The following is a 21,622-nucleotide window of genomic DNA, read 5'->3' as shown; positions in this document are numbered from 1 at the left end:
TGCCCTTTTGTTCCAGGCTTTTGATGTATTGGGCCCGGCAGCGGCGGCCGCCGGGCCAGGAGATCAGATCACGGTGTTGACGTTGATATCTTCATCGACAAGAACCGTGGTGCCGTCATCGCCGATTGTATAGACATCGTATGTCTCGCCATCGATAGTCTGGCTGCCGCCGGCAACCGCGCCGGAAATGGTCAGCGTATCATCCGCCCCGCCATGCACGGTCAAAGTGTCGGAATTGCCAGACAGCGCGTTGATGTCTGCTTCGGTCAGCGTCAGGTCGACGTTGTCCGCATGGACCAGGTTCAGCTCGTCGATGTTGAACTGCGATAGGCCGGAATGGTCCAGAACAGTGGCATCGGCGCCATCCTCAAACACCACCATCGTGCCGGAACTGTTGCCGGCTTCATCGACGCGGTTGACCACCAGGTTGGAGCCGTCCGGCACCGTTTCGTCGAAGGTGAACAGGGTGGTGCCGCCGCCAAGGTCTGTCTCAAAGCCGGTAACATCCTCCACGGCTCCGCCGCTGGTCAGCTCATGCGCGGTGTCGCCGTCTTCGTAGTCGGTGCTGAAGAAGCCGGTGACGCCAGCCCCTGTGTCGATGATGTTGCCGACATTGGGCGCATCATAGTCGGTGTCGACCTCGAAGGTTTCCGTCAGGGTCTCGGTGTTGCCGGCGGCGTCGGTGGCGGTGATTTCCGCCTGGCTGGTGTAGGTGCCGTCCGGCAGGTCGCTGGCGTCGAATTCGGCGCTCCAGTTGCCGGCGGAGTCGACGGTGGCGGAGCGGGTCACGCCTTCGATGGTGACTTCGACAGTGGAGCCGGGTTCGACGGTGCCGGTCAGTGTCAGTCCGGCGTTGCGCTCTGCGATGTTGACGATGTCGTCATCGGTCACGCTGTCAGCGTCAAACGGCACAACTTCGGTGTCGATGGTCAGGGTGTCGGTGATTTGCGCTGTGTTGCCGGCAGCGTCCGTGGCGGTGACGGTGACGTCTGCTTCATAGCTGCCTTCTGGGATGTCAGAGGCGGCGAAGTCCACGCTCCAGTTGCCGGCGGCATCCACGGTTGCAGTTTCGACCGCGCTGCCCAGCTGCACGGCGACGGTGGAGCCAGGTTCCACGGTGCCGGTCAGGGTCACCCCGTCGCTGCGTTCGCTGTGGTTGACGATGCCGTCGCCTTCGACGCTGGCGGTCTCCACGGTAAGCGGATCGACCAGGGTGTCCACGCGCAGGTCTGCAGTTGCCGAAGCGGTGTTGCCCGCCGCGTCGGTCGAGGTCACGCTGACCGTGGTGTCGTACTCGCCGGCAGGCAGAGAGCCCGCTTCGAATTCGGCAGCCCAGGTGCCGTCGGACTGCACCGTAGTGTTGCGGGTGACACCCTCAACGGTCACGCTGACCGATGCGCCCGGCTCGCCGGTGCCGGTCAGGGTCACCCCGGCGGAAGCCTCGGCATTGTTCACGAGGTCATCGCCGCCGGCCTGGCCAGCGTCGATGGCAACCGAGTTGATTGTGTCGACGCGGATCGTGCTGGTGGCGGTTTCCGTGTTTCCAAAAGCATCCGTCGCGGTGGCGGTGACCTCTGCGTCGTATTCGCCGGACAGGATTTCCGATGCCACAAAATCGGCGCTCCAAATGCCTTCATCGCTGGCCGTCACCGTCCGGGTCACCCCCTGGAAGGTCACATCCACGGTTGCGCCGGCTTCAGCGGTGCCGGTCAGGGTTACGCCATCGGCGGCCTCCGCAGCGTTGATCATGTCGTCGCCGCCGGCCTGATTGGCATCAATCGCAACCGTGGTTTCGGTATCGATGCGGATGGTGGAGGTGGCGGTTGCGGTGTTACCGGAGGTGTCCGTCGAGGTGGCGCTGACCGACGCGTCATATTCGCCGCCGGTGATTTCCGAAGACGCGAAGTCCGCGCTCCATGTCCCGTCATCAGCCGCCGTCACGGTGCGGGTCACGCCCTGAAAAGTCACTTCCACGGTGGCCCCCGGCTCGGCGGTGCCTGTCAGGGTCACCCCGGCCGCCGCTTCGGCTGCGCTGATCGTGTCGTCTCCGCCGGCCTGGCCGCTGTCGATGGTGACGTAAGTGTTGCCGTTGCGGCCGCCACCGCCACCGCCTCCACCACCGCCGCCGTCCCCGCCGCCATCGCCATCGTCATCGCCGCCGGTGGCAAGGGCTGCCGCGCCAACAACGCCGGCAGCGGCCCCGGCCGCACCCAGCCCGCCGAACAGCGGTGCCGCCAGCGGCGCCACAACCGGTTCGATCCGGTCGACGTCCAGGAACACCATCTCGTCGTAGGCACTCCATTTTCCGGACAGGTCGAGCGGCTCATACGTGGCAAACAGCATGCCGCCGGATTTGTCTTCCAGCACCACTTCGATGAACTGGCCGTCCTCGCTCAGGAACAGGTTCTTGCCGCCGGTCGTTCCAAAGGCGTAGTAGTTGTCAAGCACCAGTTCCTGGCCGTTCGCCAGCGTGATGTGAAGGTCATTGCCCTGCCGGGAATAGCTTTCGACATCTGCAGGCCGGAGGTTCAGCGAGATGTCCTTAGCCTGGTTTGCGTCGATGCGCGCCGGCGTGCCTTCCGCAAAATTGCCATGCTGTGTGGTGCCCGCCATATCGCGGGTGATAAATGCGACCGTGCTCATAAAACTTACCGCCCATCTATGCGCGCCGCGCCCGGAATGGGAGCGCGCCGCGCGGTTTAGTTGCCTGTGTGTTCGCCCAGCGGCCGTCTTTTGCGGCCATTTTGAGGCCACAATGTGACAATTTTTTCAGTCCTGTCCAGTGTGCGGGGGGCGCATTCCGGCTGATTTTCCTGTCAACCGTGTCCTCACTGCCGCAGAAAATCGATGTTTTTTCACGGCCCTGTGACGCCGCGCTCCCCGTGGGGCGGGGCTCTCAAGCGTCCGGACTGCCCGGCGGCCGACAGTGTGAAGCTTTGGGGCTCCGGCTGTGCCGCCGCCTTTGGTCACAGCGCAGCCGGCCCTCGTGCCGCGCAGGGCGGTTTGCACGCAAGTGCTTGAAATGCCGCGATGCAGAAGGGCGGCGCGGCAGGGCAGATCGCTGCGATGTGATGTAAATTTCCCGCAAAAGTTTCTGGCAATTAATTAAAAGTACACCACTTTCAGATAGTAAGAAGTTCGTAATTGGTGTAAGCTCGAGAGTAAGTAACACGACGCCGATAGCCCTGGTTTCCGGGCGCAGGCCGCCGCCAAGAGCGGCCAGCCGGACGTAACACCGCCAGTAACGGCGCCGAGCAGAAATCAGAACTCAACACTGACGCGGACATCCATGCCCACGTGCTGGGCACTCTCTGTCCGTGCGCGAACTAATAAACGCCAGGAGGAACGGCGCCAGTTAACCAGGAGGCTTGATCCAAGATGAAAGACATTGCCGAACTTTTTGCAGAGCAGTACGGCGAAACGCGCGAGCAGGAAATGCCGCTGCAGGAGTATTTGAACACCTGCCGTGACGATCCAAGCCTGTACGCGAACGTTGCCGAGAGGATGCTGAAGGCAATTGGCCAGGAAGAGCTGGTGGACACGTCCAAGGACTCCCGCCTGGGGCCGATCTTTCAGAACCGCACGATCAAGCGCTACAGCGCCTTCCACGATTTCTACGGCATGGAAGACACGATCGAGCGGATCGTCGGATACTTCCGCCACGCCGCGCAGGGCCTGGAAGAACGCAAGCAGATCCTCTACTTGCTGGGGCCGGTGGGCGGCGGCAAATCCTCTCTGGCGGAACGGCTGAAGCGCCTGATGGAGGATCAGCCGATCTACGTGCTGAAGGCCGGCAACCAGATTTCCCCGATCTTCGAAAGCCCGCTGGGCCTGTTTGATCCGGTCCGCATGGGCAAGGTGCTGGAGGAGGAATACGGCATTGCCCAGCACCGGCTGCCGGGGCTGATGTCGCCTTGGGCGGTGCAGCGGCTGGATGAATTCGATGGTGATATCAACAAGTTTTCCGTCGTCCGCCTCTATCCGTCGCGGCTGCGCCGGATCTGTGTCGCCAAGGTAGAGCCGGGGGATGAAAACAACCAGGATATCTCCACCCTGGTCGGCAAGGTCGACATCCGCCAGCTGGAGCACTTCAGCCAGGACAATCCGGACGCCTACAGCTTCTCCGGCGGCCTGAACCGGTCGACCCAGGGCATCCTCGAATTCGTCGAGATGTTCAAGGCGCCGATCAAGATGCTGCACCCGCTGCTGACAGCGACCCAGGAAGGCAATTACATGGGCACCGAAAGCTTCGGCGCCATCCCCTTCAGCGGCCTGATCCTGGCCCATTCTAACGAAAGCGAATGGCAATCCTTCAAGAACAACAAGAACAACGAGGCCTTTATCGACCGGGTGTCGATCGTCAAGGTGCCCTACTGCCTGCGCGTCTCGGATGAGACCTCGATCTACCAGAAACTGATCGAGAACAGCGAGCTGCGCAATGCGCCCTGCGCGCCGGAAACGCTGAAGATCCTCAGCCGCTTCTCGGTGCTGACGCGCCTGAAGCCGCATGAGAACTCGAACCTCTATTCCAAGATGCGGGTCTATGACGGCGAAAGCCTCAAGGACACCGATCCCAAGGCCAAGACGGTGCAGGAATACCAGGACCGCGCCGGCGTCGATGAGGGCATGAACGGCATTTCCACCCGCTTTGCCTTCAAGGTGCTCTCCACCACCTTCAACTTCGACACCAACGAGGTGGCGGCAGACCCGGTGCATCTGATGTATGTGCTGGAGCAGATGATCAAGCGCGAGCAGTTCCCGCAGGAGACGGAACAGAAGTACCTGGAATTCATCAAGACCGAACTGGCGCCGCGCTACGAGGAGTTCATCGGCAACGAGATCCAGAAGGCGTACCTCGAAAGCTATACCGAATACGGCCAGAACGTGTTCGACCGCTACATCTCCTATGCCGATGCCTGGATCGAGGAGCAGGATTACAAGGATCCTGACACCGGCCAGCTCTACAACCGCGAGGTTCTGGATGCGGAGCTTTCCAAGATCGAGAAGCCGGTCGGCATCGCCAATCCCAAGGACTTCCGCAATGAGGTGGTCAAATTCGCGCTGCGCCACCGTGCCAATACCGGATCGAACCCGGCCTGGAGCTCTTATGAGAAGCTGCGCGATGTGATCGAAAAGCACATGTTCAGCCAGGTCGAGGAACTGCTGCCGGTGATCTCCTTCGGGTCCAAGAAGGACAGCAAGACCGAAAGCAAGCACCAGGAGTTCGTCGAGCGGATGCGCGGCCACGGCTATACCGACCGCCAGGTACGGCGCCTGGTCGAATGGTACATGCGGGTCAACAAGGCGGGCTAAAGAGGAGCGCTGTGCAACATGCATCATTTCATCGACAGGCGCGCCAATCCAAAGGGCAAGAGCCTCGGGAACCGCCAGCGGTTCCTGCGGCGGGCCCGGGAGAATATTAAGGAGCGCGTCGATCAGTCGGTCCGGGGGAAGTCGATCCAAGGCGGCGGCGGCGTCCCGGACGAAGGCGAAAAGGTGACGATCCCGACACGGGGGCTGAAGGAGCCGCGGTTCTTCCATTCCTCCAAGGGCGGGCTGCGGCGCCATGTGCTGCCGGGCAACAAGGAATTTGTCGTCGGCGACACCATCAAACGGCCGCAGGGCGGCGCCGGGCAGGGCGGCCGCAAGGCCTCCGAGGACGGCGAGGGGGAGGATGAGTTTTCCTTCACCCTGACCCAGGAGGAGTATCTGGAAATCCTGTTCGAAGGGCTGGAGCTGCCGGACCTGGTGGAGAAGGCCACGGTGGAAACCGAAACCATCGGCACCCGCCGCGCGGGCCTGACCACCGCGGGCACGCCGAACAACCTCAACCTGGTGCGCACCATGCGCAACTCGCTGGGCCGCCGCATCGCATTGCAGCGCCCCACCACCAAGTCCCAGCGCGATCTGGAAGAGCAGATTGCCGAGCTGGAGGCGCTGGACGAACGCACCCCGCCGCAGGAGGAATTTCTGGAGACGCTGCGTAAGAAGCTCGAAGGCGTCCTGCGCAAGCGCAAGGTGGTCGGCTACATCGACCCGCTGGACCTGCGCTACGACACCTTCGTGCCGGAAAAGATCCGCAATTCCCGCGCCGTGGTGTTCTGCCTGATGGATGTGTCCGGCTCCATGCAGGAGCGCGAGAAGGATCTGGCCAAGCGGTTCTTCCTGCTGCTGCACCTGTTCCTGGAACGCTGCTATGAGCACACTGAGCTGGTGTTCGTGCGCCATACCCACCACGCTCAGGAAGTGGATGAAGAGACTTTCTTCTACGCCCGCGAAACCGGCGGCACCATCGTCTCTACCGCGCTGGAGAAGATGAAGGAGATCATCGACGAGCGCTATCCGCCGGATGAGTGGAACATCTACGGCGCCCAGGCCTCGGACGGCGAAAACTTCGGCAATGACTCGGTGCGCTGCAAGAACCTCTTGCTGAACGACCTGCTGCCGGTCAGCCAGTTTTATGCCTATGTGGAAATCGTCGATGAGGCGGCGGAGATGCTGCTGAACAACCCCGAAGCAGGCGAAGACCTGTGGCAGAACTACCGCGAGGTGAAGGCGCAGGCGCAGCATTTCGAGATGCAGCGGGTTTCGCAGCCGGGCCACATCTATCCGATTTTCCGGGAGTTCTTCCTCCCCAAGGTGAAAGGGGCGCAGTATGCAGGCAGCTGAAACGGCGCGCGAGCCGCTGTTCGACGGGCCGGAATGGACCTTCGAGCTGATGGAAAAGGCGCGCGACGCGATCGAGGAGATCGCGCTCGAAGACCTTGGGCTGGACGTTTATCCCAATCAGATCGAGATCATTTCAGCCGAGCAGATGCTGGACGCCTATTCCTGCGTCGGCCTGCCGCTGATGTATCAGCACTGGTCCTTCGGCAAGCACTTTGCCCGCGACGAGGCGCTTTACCGCACCGGCCGCCAGGGGCTGGCCTATGAGATCGTGATCAATTCGAACCCCTGCATCAGCTACAACATGGAAGAAAACACCATGGCGATGCAGACGCTGGTGATGGCGCATGCTGCCTTCGGGCACAATCATTTCTTCAAGAACAACTACCTGTTCCAGCAATGGACCGATGCCGCGGGCATTCACGACTACCTGGCGTTCGCCAAGAACTACATCGCCGCCTGCGAGGAACGCTATGGCCCGATGGCCGTGGAAGAGGTTCTGGACGCCGCCCATGCGCTGCAGTCCCAGGGCGTGTTCCGCTACGGCCGCCCGCCCAAACCCACCAACGAGGAGCTGGTGGCGATGCAGAAGGTGCGCGAGGGCTACGAAGGCAGCCAGAGCGTGCTGGATATCTGGACCGACACGACCCTTGGCCGGGACAAGCTGCAGCTGGTCGAGGACGCCGACTACAGCGCGCGCCGCAAGCTGATGAACCTGCCGCAGGAGAACATCCTGTACTTCCTGGAAAAGCACAGCCCGGTGCTGGAGCCCTGGCAATGCGAGATCCTGCGCATCGTGCGGATGCTGGCGCAGTACCTGTACCCGCAGAAACAGACCAAGGTAATGAACGAGGGCTGCGCGACCTTCGTGCACTATTACATCATCAACAAGCTTCATGAGCAGGGCCAGATCACCCAGGGCGCCTATATGGAGATGCTGCACAGTCATACCAACGTGGTAATGCAGCCGGAGTATGACGATCCGCGCTATTCCGGCATCAACCCCTATGCGCTGGGCTTTGCGATGATGCAGGACATCCGCCGCATCTGCCAGGATCCCACCGACGAGGACCGCGAATGGTTCCCGGATTTCGCCGGCAATCCGGACTGGCGCGGGGTGCTGCGGGACGCCTGGGCGAACTACCGGGACGAAAGCTTCATCCAGCAGTTCCTGTCGCCGAACCTGATCCGCAAGTTCAAGCTGTTCACCCTGACCAACGACGCGGAGCTGCCCAACCTGGTGGTCAGCCAGATTCACAACCGGGCCGGCTACAAGGCGATCCGCCGCGATCTGGCGAAACAGTATGACCTGGCCTATCTGGAGCCGGACATCCAGGTCACCGATGCCGACCTGCGCGGCGACCGGGAGCTGAAGCTGACCCATACCGTGCGCGACGGCATCCACCTGGACGAAGAGGATCAGGATGAGGTGCTGAAGCACCTGCGCCGACTCTGGGGCTATGACGTCAGCCTGGACGCGGTTGAGGCAACCACCGAAAACTGATTGCAGGGCGGCCCCCGCCGCAAGGGCACAGGAACCGGCTGCATGACCCAAAGAAAACGCAGGCCCGAAGGCCTGCGTTCTTTTTGGTGTTTCACATGAATCCCGGGGTCAGAATTCCACAACCGCGCGGATCGACTTGCCTTCGTGCATCAGCTCGAAGCCTTCGTTGATCTGGTCCAGGGTCAGCTTGTGGGTGATCATCGGGTCGATCTCGATCTTGCCGTCCATGTACCAGTCGACGATTTTCGGCACGTCGGTGCGGCCCGATGCGCCGCCAAAGGCGGTGCCGCGCCAGCTGCGGCCGGTGACCAGCTGGAACGGGCGGGTCGAGATTTCCGCCCCCGCGGGCGCCACGCCGATGATGATCGATTCACCCCAGCCCTTGTGGGCGCATTCCAGCGCGGTGCGCATCACCTGCACGTTGCCGGTGGCGTCAAAGGTATAGTCCGCGCCGCCGCCGGTGAGTTCGACCAGATGCGCCACCAGATCGCCCTCGACCTCGGCCGGGTTGACGAAATCGGTCATGCCGAAGTGCTTCGCCATCTCCACCTTGCCCGGGTTCAGGTCGACGCCGACGATCTGGTCGGCACCGGCCAGCCGCAGGCCTTGGATCACATTCAGGCCGATGCCGCCGAGGCCGAACACCACCGCGCGGGAGCCGATTTCCACCTTGGCGGTGTTGATCACAGCGCCAATTCCGGTGGTGACGCCGCAGCCGATGTAGCAGACCTTGTCGAACGGCGCGTCGTCACGGATTTTCGCCAGTGCGATTTCCGGCACCACGGTGTGGTTGGCAAAGGTCGAACAGCCCATGTAGTGGTGGATCGGGGTGCCGTCCTGCATCGAGAAGCGGGTGGTGCCGTCCGGCAGCAGGCCCTGGCCTTGCGTCGAGCGGATCGCCTGGCACAGGTTGGTCTTGGGGTTGAGGCAGTATTCGCACTCGCGGCATTCAGGTGTGTAAAGCGGGATCACGTGGTCGCCCGGCTTCAGGCTGGTTACGCCTTCGCCGACCTCGATCACGACGCCCGCGCCCTCATGGCCCAGGATCGCCGGGAAGATGCCTTCCGGGTCATCGCCGGAGCGGGTGAATTCGTCGGTGTGGCACAGGCCGGTTGCCTTGATTTCCACCAGAACCTCGCCCGCCTTCGGGCCTTCGAGGTTCACTTCCATGATTTCCAGCGGTTTGCCGGGGGCAACCGCAACGGCAGCGCGGGTCTTGATCATGTGACTGGTCCTTCGTTCTTTTCTGCGGGACCGGGCCGCCGCCTGGCGGGTCCGGGGTGAATGCGGTGCCAGCGGCTGCGCCGCGGCTGGAATGACCCAGCGTTACATTTGCGGGCCGGCACGCGCAAGCATTGCCTCGGCACCCTAACAGGGGAGGCACCCCGGGCTTTGCCCCGAAAGCGACAGCTGAGCCGCGGTCCGCGCCATCCCGGCACAATGAAAAACCCGCGGTTTCCAGCACTTTGCCTGCAGGCTTCCAGTTTTGGGAAGGAATCTCGGCGCCACCCCTTGACCTTCCCCTCGCTGGAACCCTCATATCCACTGTCAAAGGAACAGATTCCGGCGGACTTCCGATGTCAGACACGACCCAAATTTCCTTGCATATCACCGGCCTCAGCTGTGCGGGCTGCGCAGGCCGGGCAGAACGCGCGCTGGCGGCAGTGGAGGGGGTTCAGTCGGCCTCCGTCAATCTTGCCAACGCCACCGGCCAGGTGGAGGCCGCCCGGGATGTGGCGCTGACCGACCTGACCGGCGCCCTGGCCGCTGCCGGCTATCCGGCCGCGGAATCGCAGGCTGCATTGGTGATCAGCGGCATGAGCTGCGCTTCCTGCGTGGGCCGGGTGGAAAAGGCGCTTCTGGCGGTGCCGGGGGTGCTGTCGGCCAGCGTCAACCTGGCGAACGAGACCGCGCAGATCCGCTATCTGACCGGTGCCGCCCGCGCTGCGGATCTGGCCCGCACGGTGACGGAGGCCGGCTATCCGGCCCGTCTCAGCGGCGCGGCGGAGGATGAGGCGGAACAGGCCAGCCAGCGCAAGGCGGATGAAATTTCCGCACTGGGCCGTCAGGTGCTGATCGCCGCGCTGCTGACCCTGCCGGTGTTCCTGATCGAGATGGGCGGCCACATGGTGCCGGCACTGCACCACTGGGTGGCGGCGAATATCGGCATGCAGAACAGCTACTTGCTGCAGTTTGCCCTGACCACCGCGGTGCTGGCGGGGCCGGGGCGGCAGTTCTATGCCAAGGGCTTCCCGGCACTGTTCCGGGGCGCACCCGACATGAACGCGCTGGTGGCCCTGGGCACTGCCGCGGCCTACGGATTCTCGGTGATTTCCACCTTCGCACCCCGGCTGCTGCCCGCAGGCACTGCCAATGTCTATTACGAGGCCGCGGCGGTCATCGTGGTGCTGATCCTCACGGGACGCTTCCTGGAGGCTCGGGCCAAGGGCCGCACCGGCGCGGCGATCCGCAAGCTGGCGGGACTGCAGCCCAAGACTGCCATGGTGGTCTCCGGCGGCGATGCCATCGAAACCCCGGTGGAGGAGATTGGCACCGGCGACCTGATCCGGGTCCGTCCGGGCGAGCGGATCGCGGTGGACGGCGAGATCACCTCAGGCAGCTCCTACGTCGACGAAAGCATGATTTCCGGCGAGCCGGTGCCGGTTGCCAAGTCCCGCGGCGATGAGGTGACGGCTGGCACCATCAACGGCAACGCCGCGCTGGAATTCCGCGCAACCCGTGTGGGGCGCGACACCGTGCTGGCGCAGATCATCCGCATGGTGGAGCAGGCGCAGGGCGCCAAGCTGCCGGTGCAGGGGCTGGTCGACCGGATCACCCTGTGGTTCGTGCCTGCCGTCATTGCGGTGGCTGCGCTGACCGTGCTGGCCTGGTCGCTGTTCGGCCCGGCGCCGTCGCTGCCGCTGGCTCTGGTGGCCGGCGTCTCGGTGCTGATCATCGCCTGCCCTTGCGCAATGGGGCTGGCAACGCCGACCTCGATCATGGTGGGCATCGGCCGCGCCGCCCAGATGGGGGTGCTGTTCCGCAAGGGCGACGCGCTGCAGCGGCTGCAGGAGGTCAAGGTGGTGGCGCTCGACAAGACCGGCACATTGACCGAGGGCCGCCCGGCGCTGACCGAATTGATCTGCGCTGAGGGCTTCACCCGCGAGGAGGTGCTGCGCCTGGCCGGCGCCGCCGAGGCGCAGTCCGAACACCCGATTGCCCGCGCCATCACGGCGGCGGCAGGCAAGGGGCTGCCCAAGGCTGAGGCCTTTGAGGCGATCCCGGGCTACGGCCTGCGGGCAGAGGTCGAAGGCCGCGTGGTGCTGGCCGGTGCCGCCCGTCTGATGGCGCGCGAAGGCATTGCCCTTGGCGCGCTGGAGGCGGAAGGCGCGCGGCTGGCTGAGCGCGGCGAAACCCCGCTCTATGCTGCCGTTGACGGCCGGCTTGCGGCGGTGATTGCGGTGGCGGACCCGATCAAGCCGGGCACCCCGGCAGCGATCAAGGCGTTTCATGAGCAGGGGCTGAAGGTGGCCATGATCACCGGCGATGCGGCTGCGACGGCGCAGGCGATTGCCAGGCGGCTGGGCATCGACGCGGTTAAGGCCGAATGCCTGCCTGCGGACAAGGTAAAGGCGCTGCAAGAACTGCAGGCGGAACACGGCACGCTGGCATTCGTCGGCGATGGCATCAATGACGCCCCGGCGCTGGCGGCGGCGGATGCGGGCATCGCCATCGGCACCGGCACCGACGTGGCGATCGAGGCCGCGGATGTGGTGCTGGTATCCGGCGACCTGCGCGGGGTGGTCAACGCGCTGACCGTCAGCCGCGCCACCATGCGCAACATCCGCCAGAACCTGGGCTGGGCCTTTGGCTATAACGTGCTGCTGATCCCGGTGGCGGCGGGCCTGCTCTACCCCTTTGGCGGCCCGCTGCTGTCGCCTGCTCTGGCGGCAGGCGCCATGGCGCTATCGAGTGTTTTTGTGCTGTCGAATGCGCTGCGCTTGCGCCGCCTGAAACCGGCCATAGATGAGGATCAGGCCGCACCGGCACCCAATGCGGACACCAAGCAGGAGGCGCGCGCATGAATATCGGGGACGTTTCCAGCCGCTCAGGGCTTCCGGCCAAGACGATCCGCTACTACGAGGACATCGGCCTGATAAAGCCGCACCGCAGCGCCAACGGCTACCGCTGCTTTGCCGAGACCGACCTGCACAAGCTGGCCTTTCTGGGCCGCGCCCGGGCGCTGGGCTTCACCATCGAGGACTGCCGCACCCTGATGGCGCTCTATGAGGACGAAAGCCGCGCCAGCGCCGATGTGAAACAGCTGGCGCTGGAGCATCTGGCCAAGATCGAGGAGAAGATCGCGGATTTGCAAGCGATGCATGACACGCTTGGCGAGCTGGTCAAATGCTGCGCCGGCGACAGCCGCCCGGACTGCCCGATTTTGAAGGATCTGTCCGGCGAAAGCTGACCTGTCTGGCAAGCGGGTAGGGACACCCGCGCCCACGGCTGCCTGGCCAGGCAGCCTGGCAGATAAGGTCAAGGCTTCGGGTCTCGTGGCCCGAAGCGGACAGCCTCAGCCGGGGTGCAGCTCCAGGATCTCGCGGGCCTGCTGCCAGGTGGCAACAGGGCGCTCGTATTTTTCACACAGCTCTGCCGCCCGTTTCACCAGCGCGGCGTTGGAGGGCGCCAGCGTTTCGCGGTCCAGCCGCATGTTGTCCTCCAGCCCGGTGCGGGTATGGCCGCCCGCGGCGATCGACCATTCGTTGACCAGGATCTGCCCCGGCCCGACACCGGCACCGCACCACTGGGCCTCCGGCGCCAGCCGCTGCATGGTCTTGACGTAGTAGTCGAACACGTCCTTGTCGACCGGCATCGCGTTTTTCACCCCCATCACGAACTGCACATAAAGCGTGCCGGGAATACGCCCCTCGCGGTTCATCTTCACCGCCTGGTGGATATGCGACAGGTCAAAGGCCTCGATCTCCGGCTTCACGCCGTAAGTGCGCATCTCCGATGCCAGCCAGTCCACCAGGTCAGGGGAGTTCTCATAGACTCTGGTGGGGAAATTGTTGGACCCTACCGACAGCGACGCCATGTCGGGCTTGAGCGGCAGCATGCCTCCGCGTTCGCGGCCGGCGCCGGAGCGGCCGCCGGTCGACAGCTGGATGATCATGCCGGGGCAATGTTTCTGCAAACCTTCCATCAGCCGCGCGAACCTTTCCGGGTCCGAGGTCGGCGTCTGGTCGTCGTTCCGCACATGGCAATGGGCAATCGAGGCGCCGGCCTCAAACGCCTCCTGGGTGCTTTCGATCTGTTCCTCGATGGTGACGGGCACCGCCGGGTTGTTTTCCTTGGTCGGGACCGAGCCGGTGATGGCAACACAGATGATGCAGGGTTTGCTCATGGAATTCCCCTTCAGATGTCGAAAAACACGGTTTCATCTTCGCCCTGCAGGCGGATGTCGAACCGGTAGACGGCCAGACCGTCCCGCAGCTCGCGCCTGGCGATCAGGGTGGCGCGGCGGCGCTCCCACTCTATCACATTCAGCACCGGGTCGGCAGCGTTGGACGCAGCCTCATCCTCAAAGTAAATCCGCGTGTTCAGCCCCACGTTGATGCCGCGCGCCACGATCCACAGGTTGATGTGGGGCGCCATCATCTGGCCGCCCCGGCCCATCACCGGTCCGGGCTTCACGGTGTCAAATCCCCATTCGCCGGTCTCGAAATCGGTGATCACCCGGCCCCAGCCGCGAAAACCGTCCTCCACCTCGCCTGTGTGCTCCGGATGGGCATAGATGCCGTCTGCATTGGCCTGCCAGGCCTCCAGCAGCACGTCCTTGACCGGCGAGCCGGTGCCGTCGGTCACCACGCCCTCCACCCGGATGCGCTCGCCCCTGGCGTTGGGCCCGGCAATGTCCCAGCCAAGCTCCTGATCGTAGATCTCAAACCCTGCGGCGCCGGGGGCCAGGCCGATATGGACGTAAGGTCCAGCGGTCTGCGACGGGGTTTCCTTCAGGTACTCCAGCTTCTGGCGCATCAATTCCCCTCCAGCCGGTTCTCAAACAGGGTGGACCGCCGCCCGCGCAGCACGATGTCAAAGCGGTAGGCGATGGTGTCCAGCGGAATGGTGGCGTTCATGTCGAGCCGCGCCACCAGCATCGCCACCGCCTCCGGGTCCGGAATGGTGTTCACGATCGGACAGCGCGCAATCAGCGGATCGCCCTCGAAATAGAGCTGGGTAATCAGCCGCTGGGCAAATCCGCTGCCAAAGACCGAGACATGGATATGCGCGGGCCGCCAGTCGTTCACCCAGTTGCGCCAGGGATAGGCGCCGGGCTTCACGGTGCGGAAGTGGTAGCAGCCGTTCTCATCCGTCAGCGTCCGGCCGCAGCCGCCGAAATTCGGGTCCAGCGCCCCCAGGTAGGTGTCCTTCTTGTGCCGGTAGCGGCCGGAGGCATTGGCCTGCCAGATCTCCACCAGCGTATTCGGCACCGGCCGCGCGTTTTCATCCAGCACCCGGCCATGCACGATGATGCGCTCGCCGATCGGGCTTTCGCCGGGCTGGGCAAAATTCGACAGCAGGTCATTGTCGGTGGCATTGATGTCGTTATGGCCGAACACCGGCCCGGTGATCTCGCTGGCGGTGTTCTCCAGGCTGATCAGCGGAAACTGCGGCGAGCGGGTGACCGAGGTCTTGTAATCCTGCGACAGGGCAGGGGGGTGCCAGCGGCGGTCCCTCTGATAGAACTCCCCGGGCTGCGGCGGTTTGGTCATGCGGTTTCCCCTCCCTCGCTCTCCATTTCGGCATAGGTCTGTTTGGCCAGTTTCAGCGCGCGGTTGGCCCGCGGCACCCCGGCATAGATTGCCACATGCTGGAAGGCCTCCAGCACGTCCTCCCGGCTGGCGCCGGTGCGGGCGGTGGCGCGGATATGCATCGGGATCTCGTCAAAATTGCCGGTCGCCGCCAGCAGCGCCAGCGTCAGCATCGAGCGTTCCCGCAGGCTGATCCGGTCCGAGGCCCAGACTGTGCCCCAGGCGGCCTCGGTGATCAGTTCCTGAAACGGCTGGTCCAGCGCGGTCTTGGCGGCCTCCGCCCGGTCCACATGGGCGTCGCCCAGCACCCTGCGCCGCACCTGCATGCCGCGGTCGAAACGGTCTTGCGTCATTCCAGCCTCCCTTTGCAAAGAAGTATCGCATACCGCAAGTGGTCTGTATAATCTTCAATCGGGCATGAACCAATAACCAAAATGATATGCGATTATCATCATCCTTGAAACTGCGCCATCTGGAGGTCTTCGTCGAAGTCGCCCGCAAGATGAGCGTCACCCAGGCGGCCGAGGCGCTGGGCATGACCCAGCCCGCTGTCACCCGGGCGCTGCGCGAGCTGGAGGCGGTCTGCGGCAAGCCTCTGGTGGAGAAACACGGGCGCGGCATCCGGCTCAGCAGCTATGGCGAGCTGTTCCGCGACCATGCCGGCCGCAGCCTGGCGCTGGCCCGCGACGGAGTGGCGCTGTTGCGCGGCTTGGATGAGGCCGACGGGCCGCTGGTTGCCATTGGTGCCTTGCCCACGGCGGCGGCGGACCTGGTGCCGGACACGCTGGCGGAGCTGCGCAGCAGCGGCGCGCCGGGCCGGTTCATGGTGATGTCCGGGGACAACCGCTATCTGATCGACCAGCTGCGGCGCGGGCGCCTGGATGTGGTGGTGGGGCGGATGCCGGCGCCGGAGACCATGGCCGGGGTTGGCTTCGACCCGCTCTATCGCGAGCGGGTGGCCATCGTCGTGGCGCGGGACCACCCGCTGGCCGGTGCCGGTCGCCTGCCGCCTTCAGCCTTCGAGGATTACCCGGTGCTGATGCCGTCAGAAGGGGCGGTCATCCGGCCGCTGGTGGAGCGGATGTTTCTAGAGCAGGGCCTGGCGATGCCCCGGTTTCCGGTCGAAACCGTTTCGTCCAGTTTCGGGCGGCGCTTTGTGCTGGCCCATCAGGCCATCTGGATCATCAGCCAGGGCGTGGTGCGGCCGGACCTCGAGGCGGGCACAATGGCGGCCCTGCCGGTGGACACCGGCAGCACCCTCGGCCCGGTGGGCCTCTGCGTCCGCCTGGAGCATCAGCTGTCGCCCGCCGCGGCGCGCTTTTGCACAGCCCTGCGGCGCACTTGCGCGCAGCAGGGGCTGGCATAGCGCGGTTTGCCCCGTCGCAGCTGACCTGGCCGCCCTGCGCCTGCCCGTGGTGGTTGCCTTTCCAGAGGTAACCGCGAGGGGCAGGTTCGATTATTGCTCCTTTTGCGGGTAATTATTCAATAATTTATGACGATAAAAAATATCTTTAAGTTTCGAAGCCGTTGAGAAAACTTCTTGCAGGGCCTCATGGGGAAGCGTTTTTGCCATATTTTGTTGAGGAACTTCAGTGCCGCTCTGCGTCGCGGCGACCGAAGCTCCACACGCTTGCAATCTGCAATTGCAAAACAACCTGCGGGTGTGCATAATAACGATGGTTTAATAACGAGAATTTCAAGCGTTGAGCGGGGTTGCAGATGACAGTCTTTCTTAAGATCCGCCGGTTTGGTGCCTTTGGCGTGTTTCAAGCGGACGGAACAGACGTGCAGCTGGGGGCCAAGCATCAGGCGCTGATGGCGCTGCTGTCCACCGCTGAGGGCGGCATACGGACTCGGGCCTTTCTGGAAAAAACACTGTGGTGCCTAGCACAGCCAGAGCAGGCCAAGGCCAGCCTTCGTACTGCCCTGTCGACGCTGCGGCGGCACCTCGGGCCGGACGCTGCCAGCCTGCTCTATGCCAACCGGGAGCGGGTGATCCTGGACCTGACCCGGGTGGAGCTGGACAGCGGCAGCAGCTCTTCTGTGTTCATGGAAGGCTTTGAGCTGCCGCATGAGGCCGTGTTCAACAGCTGGCTCGAGGAGACCCGGTCGCAACTGGTGCGCCAGCCCGCTGCACCGGCACCCCAGGCCGGAACCAAGCCGGGCCGCGTGGTCCTCGACGGGCTGCTGCCGTCGATCGCTGTGCTGCCCTTTGCGCACCGCTCCCCGGGGGAGGCTGCGGCGCCGCTCGGCTCGCTGATTTCGGAGGAACTGTCCCGCTACCTGTCGCGCAGCTGGTCCTTTTCGGTCACCTCCTACCTGGCCTCCCGCCAGTTCAGCCTGGATACCGTGCGCCCGGCCGAGGTTTCCCTGGTCGCCGGTGCCGACTATCTGGTATCAGGCTCCGTCAGCAGCGGCGGCGGCCGCTTTCATGCCGAAATCGACCTGCATGATGCAGTCCGCGAAAAGGTGATCTGGTCGCGCTGCTTCGAAGGCGCCCTGGACAGCCTGCTGGCGGGCCGCAGCGAGGTTCTGCGCGACGCGACCCTGCAGATCGGCCAGACCGCCGCCGGAGAGGCCGTCAGGCTGGCCGATTTCACGCCGCTTTCCGCGCTGGAGAGCCACACCTTGCTGATGGCGGCCATTTCGCTGATGCAGGAAATGGACGTGCAGAAGTTCCAGCAGGCGCACAGTATCCTGTCCCGCCTGCTGGAGCGTGAACCGGGGCATGCGCTGCCGCTGACCTGGATGGGGTTCTGGCATGTGATGCGGGTGGAGCGGGGGCTGTCGCCCAACCGTGAGGACGACAGCCGCATGGCCTGCGAGATGGCCGAGGACGCGATTGAGGCAGCCCCAGGCTTTTCCCTCGCCCATACGCTCAAGGGGCTTATCAGCAGCCATCTGACGTTCCGGTTCGACCTGGCGCTGGATGCCTATGACCTGGCGCTGCGCGACAACCCGAACGAGGCGCTGGCGCTGCTCTTGAAAGGCGAGACGCTGGCCTATCAGAACATGGCGGACGAAGCGGTGCAGATGACCGATGCCGCGCGGCGGCTGACGCCGCTGGGGCCGCAGTGCTACTACTTCGATGCGCTGTCGGCCCTGGCCAACCTGTCCGCACGCAACTACGGCCGCGCGATAGAGCTTTCCGACCGTGCGCTGGCAGCCAAGCGCGCTTTCCCGGAGCCGCTGCGCTCCAAGGCGATTGCCCTGCAGATGTCGGGCCAGGATGCGGAGGCCCGCAGCACCGTCCAGATGCTGCTGGAGGCTGCGCCCGAATTCAGCCTGTCGCAGTTCCAGCGCGACAACCCGGCAGCGATGAGCGCATCCGGCCAGGAATGGGCCTCTGCCCTGCGCCAGGCCGGCGTGCCCGACTGATCCGCGGCCGCCGCCGCAAGGAGCAGGCGGCGGTTCCCGGGCCGCTTGCCTGGCCGCAGCCCTTGACGGGCGGAAGCAGTCTGCGCCGCAAGCGGTTCCGTAAAATCTGCGGGATTTTCTGCGGTAGCCTCATCCTTTTTTTACGTCTTGCAGCCCTTCTTGATGGAAATGGCAGCCGGCTGTGCGGTGTCGGCCTGTGCGCTCCAGGCGCCCAGGCCCGCCGCAGCGGCAGCCGGGCGGCCGGCCTGTCCGGTCCCGGCACGGGCTGTCGGCAAAAGACGTGAGTGAAAGCATGACTTCGAAGAAAAACGCCCTGGCGAAACGCAGGTTCCGGCTGTTTTCGAGCATCGGCGCCAAGATCACGCTGATCCTGATGGCGATGGGGGCAACGGCGGCTGTCGGCGGTGTTCTTGTCACCCTGGTTTTTGCCCAGACCGGCCGCCAGATGGAGGTGCTGACCGGCGAAAAGGTCCCGCAGCTTGAACTCAGCACTCGCATGGTCAACGCCGCAAGCCAGGCCAAGAACGCAATGATCGGCGTCCTGCAGGCCGGTTCGGTCGAGGAGCTGGCCGTGGCCGAGGAAGCCGCGGCAGCTGCCCTGGCGACGCTGGGCGGCAGCGTTTCGGAACTGCCCGCCGCAGAGCAGGCGGTGTTTGCACCGGAGGCGGACGCCGCAGCTGAGCGGCTCAGCAATTTGCTTGCCGCGCGCAAGGCCGCGTTCCGCAACCAGGCCTGGATCGACACGCAGACCGCCGACCTGCAGACCCTCAGCCAGACGGTGCAGGAAAAGCTCGTGCAGGTCGCCGCCGAGGCGCGCGACAGCCTGATGGATGGCGGCGAAGAGACAATCATCCAGGTCGACGAGGTGCTGAACAACCTGGTGGAACAGCAGTTCGGCAGCCTGCAGACCTTGCTGGAGGCGCGCGCCGATATCAGCATCCTCTCCGGCGCTGCGCTGGCGCTGGGGCATGTGCGTGATGTGCCCACCAAACGGGCGCTCAAAAAGATGGCAAATAACGCCCTGAAACGGCTGGAACCGGTGATGGGCCGCCTGGAGGATCTGGGCCTGGATGCGTTCCGCGCCAAGAAGGTACAGGAAGGGGTCGAGCTGTTCCGCTACACCCTGACCGCCAGCCGCAAGGAGCTGAAAGACAGCCGCAAGGAGGTGCTGAGCGCCCGCAACGCAAGCGTGCGCCCGCTGACCCAGGCGATGGAGCGGATGGTGTTCACCCTGTCAGTTGCCGCCACCCAGGCCAGCGCCGACAACCGCACCGCCATTCAGGGGCTGCTGGACAATCAGGTCGGTGTGCTGCTGCGGCTTCTGGAAATCAACAGCTGGATCAGCGCCTTCCAGGTGGCCGCGCTGGACATGGCGGCGGCGCATGGCATCGAGGCTGCCAATGCCGCTTCCGCACCGCTGCAGGAGGCCGCCGCCGCGCTGAAGGGCTTTGCCGGGTTCGGCGGCGGCGTATTCGCGCAGGAGCTGGAGGGCATGATCGCGCTGGCCGATCCAGCGCAGGGACTGCCCGCCTTCAAGGTCGCTTCGCTGGAGGCTGCTGCCGAGGCCGCAGCCGCGTCCGGGGCAACGGTGGCAGCGGTGCTGCAATTCGCCGGCCGCGCAACCGGGCTGGGCAACCAGAGCCAGCTAGAAATCGCGTCGATTGCCGACGGGCTGGCCGGTGACGTGACGGCGGCTCAGCGGCAGCTGCAGATCCTGGCGGCGGTGTCCGCCGGCGTGTTCGTCGCCGCCTTGATCCTGACCCGGATCTTGATCCTGCGGCCGCTGGCCAGCATCAGCGGCACAACCGAGCGCCTGGCCGCAGGCGACCTGCAGCCGGTCACCGGCTATGACCGCTCCAGCGACGAAATCCGCCGTATTGCCAATGCCTTGTCGGTGTTCCGCGACGGGCTGGTGGAAAAGGCGGAGGTCGAGGCCGCTGCGGCGGAGGAGCGCGATGCGCGGCTTGCCGAACAGGCCGCCGCGGTGACTGCGATCGGCGCCGGGCTGGAGCGGCTCTCGCAGGGCGATCTGACAGCACGCATCCGCGAGGAGATGGGCGAGGGCTATGCCAAGCTGCGCGACGATTTCAATGCGGCGCTGGAAAAGCTCGAGGCCTCGGTCCGCAGCCTGAGCGCCAACGGCCAGTCCATCGCCGGCGTCAGCAGCGAAATCTCCGCCGCCTCCCGCGACCTGTCGGAGCGCTCCGAGCGCACCGCGCAGACCCTGGCGGGCACCGCCGCTGCGGTGAACCAGCTCTCGGTCTCGATCACTGGCACTGCCCAGGCCTCGGGGGAGGCGTCCGCCTCGGTCGAGGCGGCACGGCGGAATGCCAGCGGCAGCATCGAAGTGGTCAAGCGGACCTATGGCGCCATGGAGGCGATCAAGGAAAGCTCCGAGAAAATTTCCCGCATAATCGGCATGATCGAGGCGATTGCCCAGCAAACCAACCTGCTGGCGCTGAATGCCGGCGTCGAAGCGGCCCGCGCCGGCACTGTCGGCAAGGGGTTTGCGGTGGTGGCTTCCGAGGTCCGCACCCTGGCGCACCGATCCAAGGAGGCCGCGACTGAGATTGCCGCGCTGGTGGATGAGGCCGGCCAGAATGTCGAGCTGGGCGCCGACCTGGTGGAGCAGACCCGCGCTGCCATCGGCGAGATTTCCGAGTCAGTCGCCAGCGCGGCCGATCTGATGAAAACCATTTCCCAGGCCTCCACCGAGCAGTCCGGCAGCCTGCAGGAGATCAACACGGCAATGGCCAACCTTGACGATGCCACCACCCGCAACGCCGGCCTGTTCGAAGAAGTCACCTCTTCCAGTCACGGGCTGTCCAAGGAGGCCCAGGCCATGGCCGGCGCGCTCGGCGCCTTCCGCACCAATGCGGCAGAGCCGGAGGCGTTTTCGGACGGCGGTTTCGAGCAGGACGAGCCTTGGCGCCTGCAGGCCTGACGGGCCTGCCCGCAGCTGCCCTGCGGGGCGGCTGGCACGGGCGCATGCAGGCTGGTGCAGCTGTTAAACGCTGCGTTTCAAAGCGGATTGTCGCGGCGCAACGCTGCCAGTGGCTGGCCTGTGCGGAACTGTTCAAGTGAAGATTTGGTGGACCGAATGGGAAAAGCTCGAACAAGCTTTTCAAGTTCTGGAAGCGCGGCAACGCCGTCCCGCATCCCTGAATGTTAAACGTCTGGGGGCGATAACGAGAATTCGCGCCATAACTTCAGCAAGATAGATGAGCCGGAGGCGGGTCAGCCGAAGCATCCGCCGCCT

14 protein-coding genes are annotated in these 21,622 nt (G+C 64.5%); 8 read left to right on the top strand and 6 right to left on the bottom strand.

Annotated features, from left to right (window positions below):
• Positions 1-63 precede the first annotated feature (63 nt).
• Positions 64-2,643: an Ig-like domain-containing protein gene (locus tag LHL23_RS13965; RefSeq protein WP_226430310.1), complete on the bottom strand. Its 2,580-nt coding sequence runs from the start codon at positions 2,641-2,643 to the stop codon at positions 64-66.
• Between the two features lie 735 nt (positions 2,644-3,378).
• On the opposite strand from LHL23_RS13965, the gene LHL23_RS13960 reads away from it, so the two are divergent.
• The 3 genes from LHL23_RS13960 to LHL23_RS13950 are packed head-to-tail and all read left to right on the top strand — an operon-like array spanning position 3,379 to position 8,170.
• Complete coding sequence (locus LHL23_RS13960; protein ID WP_222480019.1) at positions 3,379-5,313, top strand: PrkA family serine protein kinase; 1,935 nt, start codon at positions 3,379-3,381, stop codon at positions 5,311-5,313.
• Positions 5,314-5,331: 18 nt separating this feature from the next.
• Positions 5,332-6,669, top strand: coding sequence for a YeaH/YhbH family protein (locus LHL23_RS13955; protein WP_222480017.1), 1,338 nt, complete (start codon positions 5,332-5,334; stop codon positions 6,667-6,669).
• Positions 6,656-8,170 carry a SpoVR family protein gene (locus LHL23_RS13950; protein WP_222480015.1) on the top strand — a complete coding sequence of 505 codons (1,515 nt, stop codon included), beginning with the start codon at positions 6,656-6,658 and terminating at the stop codon, positions 8,168-8,170. The genes LHL23_RS13955 and LHL23_RS13950 overlap by 14 nt, the downstream gene beginning before the upstream one ends.
• Before the next feature lie 108 nt (positions 8,171-8,278).
• Here LHL23_RS13950 and LHL23_RS13945 read toward each other — a convergent pair whose 3' ends face one another.
• Positions 8,279-9,391, bottom strand: coding sequence for an S-(hydroxymethyl)glutathione dehydrogenase/class III alcohol dehydrogenase (locus LHL23_RS13945; RefSeq protein WP_222480510.1), 1,113 nt, complete (start codon positions 9,389-9,391; stop codon positions 8,279-8,281).
• A 356-nt stretch (positions 9,392-9,747) separates the two neighbouring features.
• Between LHL23_RS13945 and LHL23_RS13940 the strand changes: the two genes are divergently transcribed.
• Positions 9,748-12,255, top strand: coding sequence for a heavy metal translocating P-type ATPase (locus tag LHL23_RS13940; RefSeq protein WP_226430309.1), 2,508 nt, complete (start codon positions 9,748-9,750; stop codon positions 12,253-12,255).
• The gene (cueR, locus tag LHL23_RS13935) at positions 12,252-12,641 is read left to right on the top strand and encodes a Cu(I)-responsive transcriptional regulator (protein WP_222480011.1); all 390 of its coding nucleotides are present in this window, start codon (positions 12,252-12,254) and stop codon (positions 12,639-12,641) included. The genes LHL23_RS13940 and cueR overlap by 4 nt, the downstream gene beginning before the upstream one ends.
• A gap of 105 nt (positions 12,642-12,746) precedes the next feature.
• Here cueR and LHL23_RS13930 read toward each other — a convergent pair whose 3' ends face one another.
• The 4 genes from LHL23_RS13930 to pcaC are packed head-to-tail and all read right to left on the bottom strand — an operon-like array spanning position 12,747 to position 15,338.
• A complete protein-coding gene (locus LHL23_RS13930; protein WP_226430308.1) occupies positions 12,747-13,577 on the bottom strand; it encodes a 3-keto-5-aminohexanoate cleavage protein in 831 nt (276 codons plus the stop codon).
• A gap of 11 nt (positions 13,578-13,588) precedes the next feature.
• Positions 13,589-14,209: a protocatechuate 3,4-dioxygenase subunit alpha gene (gene pcaG / locus LHL23_RS13925; protein WP_226430307.1), complete on the bottom strand. Its 621-nt coding sequence runs from the start codon at positions 14,207-14,209 to the stop codon at positions 13,589-13,591.
• Positions 14,209-14,946: a protocatechuate 3,4-dioxygenase subunit beta gene (pcaH, locus tag LHL23_RS13920; RefSeq protein ID WP_226430306.1), complete on the bottom strand. Its 738-nt coding sequence runs from the start codon at positions 14,944-14,946 to the stop codon at positions 14,209-14,211. Before pcaH ends, pcaG begins: the two co-directional genes overlap by 1 nt.
• Positions 14,943-15,338 carry a 4-carboxymuconolactone decarboxylase gene (gene pcaC / locus LHL23_RS13915; protein WP_226430305.1) on the bottom strand — a complete coding sequence of 132 codons (396 nt, stop codon included), beginning with the start codon at positions 15,336-15,338 and terminating at the stop codon, positions 14,943-14,945. The genes pcaH and pcaC overlap by 4 nt, the downstream gene beginning before the upstream one ends.
• Before the next feature lie 86 nt (positions 15,339-15,424).
• Between pcaC and pcaQ the strand changes: the two genes are divergently transcribed.
• The 3 genes from pcaQ to LHL23_RS13900 all read left to right on the top strand — a co-directional run bounded on the left by pcaQ (position 15,425) and on the right by LHL23_RS13900 (position 21,307).
• Positions 15,425-16,351: a pca operon transcription factor PcaQ gene (gene pcaQ, locus LHL23_RS13910; protein WP_226430304.1), complete on the top strand. Its 927-nt coding sequence runs from the start codon at positions 15,425-15,427 to the stop codon at positions 16,349-16,351.
• Positions 16,352-16,704: 353 nt separating this feature from the next.
• On the top strand, positions 16,705-18,363 hold the full coding sequence (locus LHL23_RS13905; RefSeq protein WP_226430303.1) for a transcriptional regulator: 1,659 nt from the start codon (positions 16,705-16,707) through the stop codon (positions 18,361-18,363).
• Positions 18,364-18,655: 292 nt separating this feature from the next.
• Positions 18,656-21,307, top strand: coding sequence for a methyl-accepting chemotaxis protein (locus LHL23_RS13900; RefSeq protein ID WP_226430302.1), 2,652 nt, complete (start codon positions 18,656-18,658; stop codon positions 21,305-21,307).
• Positions 21,308-21,622: the final 315 nt, after the last annotated feature.

The organism is Leisingera sp. McT4-56 (assembly GCF_020514995.1).
Lineage (GTDB): Bacteria > Pseudomonadota > Alphaproteobacteria > Rhodobacterales > Rhodobacteraceae > Leisingera > Leisingera aquaemixtae_A.
Note: the sequence above shows the minus strand (reverse complement) of the source record. Positions and strands in the feature narration are given on the sequence as shown.

Excerpts from the sequence above, each read along its gene's own strand:
- LHL23_RS13965 (WP_226430310.1), bottom strand. The coding sequence starts at position 2,643 with ATGAGCACGGTCGCATTTATCACCCGCGATATGGCGGGCACCACACAG.
- LHL23_RS13960 (WP_222480019.1), top strand. The coding sequence starts at position 3,379 with ATGAAAGACATTGCCGAACTTTTTGCAGAGCAGTACGGCGAAACGCGC.
- LHL23_RS13955 (WP_222480017.1), top strand. The coding sequence starts at position 5,332 with ATGCATCATTTCATCGACAGGCGCGCCAATCCAAAGGGCAAGAGCCTC.
- LHL23_RS13950 (WP_222480015.1), top strand. The coding sequence starts at position 6,656 with ATGCAGGCAGCTGAAACGGCGCGCGAGCCGCTGTTCGACGGGCCGGAA.
- LHL23_RS13940 (WP_226430309.1), top strand. The coding sequence starts at position 9,748 with ATGTCAGACACGACCCAAATTTCCTTGCATATCACCGGCCTCAGCTGT.
- cueR (WP_222480011.1), top strand. The coding sequence starts at position 12,252 with ATGAATATCGGGGACGTTTCCAGCCGCTCAGGGCTTCCGGCCAAGACG.
- LHL23_RS13930 (WP_226430308.1), bottom strand. The coding sequence starts at position 13,577 with ATGAGCAAACCCTGCATCATCTGTGTTGCCATCACCGGCTCGGTCCCG.
- pcaG (WP_226430307.1), bottom strand. The coding sequence starts at position 14,209 with ATGCGCCAGAAGCTGGAGTACCTGAAGGAAACCCCGTCGCAGACCGCT.
- pcaH (WP_226430306.1), bottom strand. The coding sequence starts at position 14,946 with ATGACCAAACCGCCGCAGCCCGGGGAGTTCTATCAGAGGGACCGCCGC.
- pcaC (WP_226430305.1), bottom strand. The coding sequence starts at position 15,338 with ATGACGCAAGACCGTTTCGACCGCGGCATGCAGGTGCGGCGCAGGGTG.
- pcaQ (WP_226430304.1), top strand. The coding sequence starts at position 15,425 with ATGCGATTATCATCATCCTTGAAACTGCGCCATCTGGAGGTCTTCGTC.
- LHL23_RS13905 (WP_226430303.1), top strand. The coding sequence starts at position 16,705 with ATGACAGTCTTTCTTAAGATCCGCCGGTTTGGTGCCTTTGGCGTGTTT.
- LHL23_RS13900 (WP_226430302.1), top strand. The coding sequence starts at position 18,656 with ATGACTTCGAAGAAAAACGCCCTGGCGAAACGCAGGTTCCGGCTGTTT.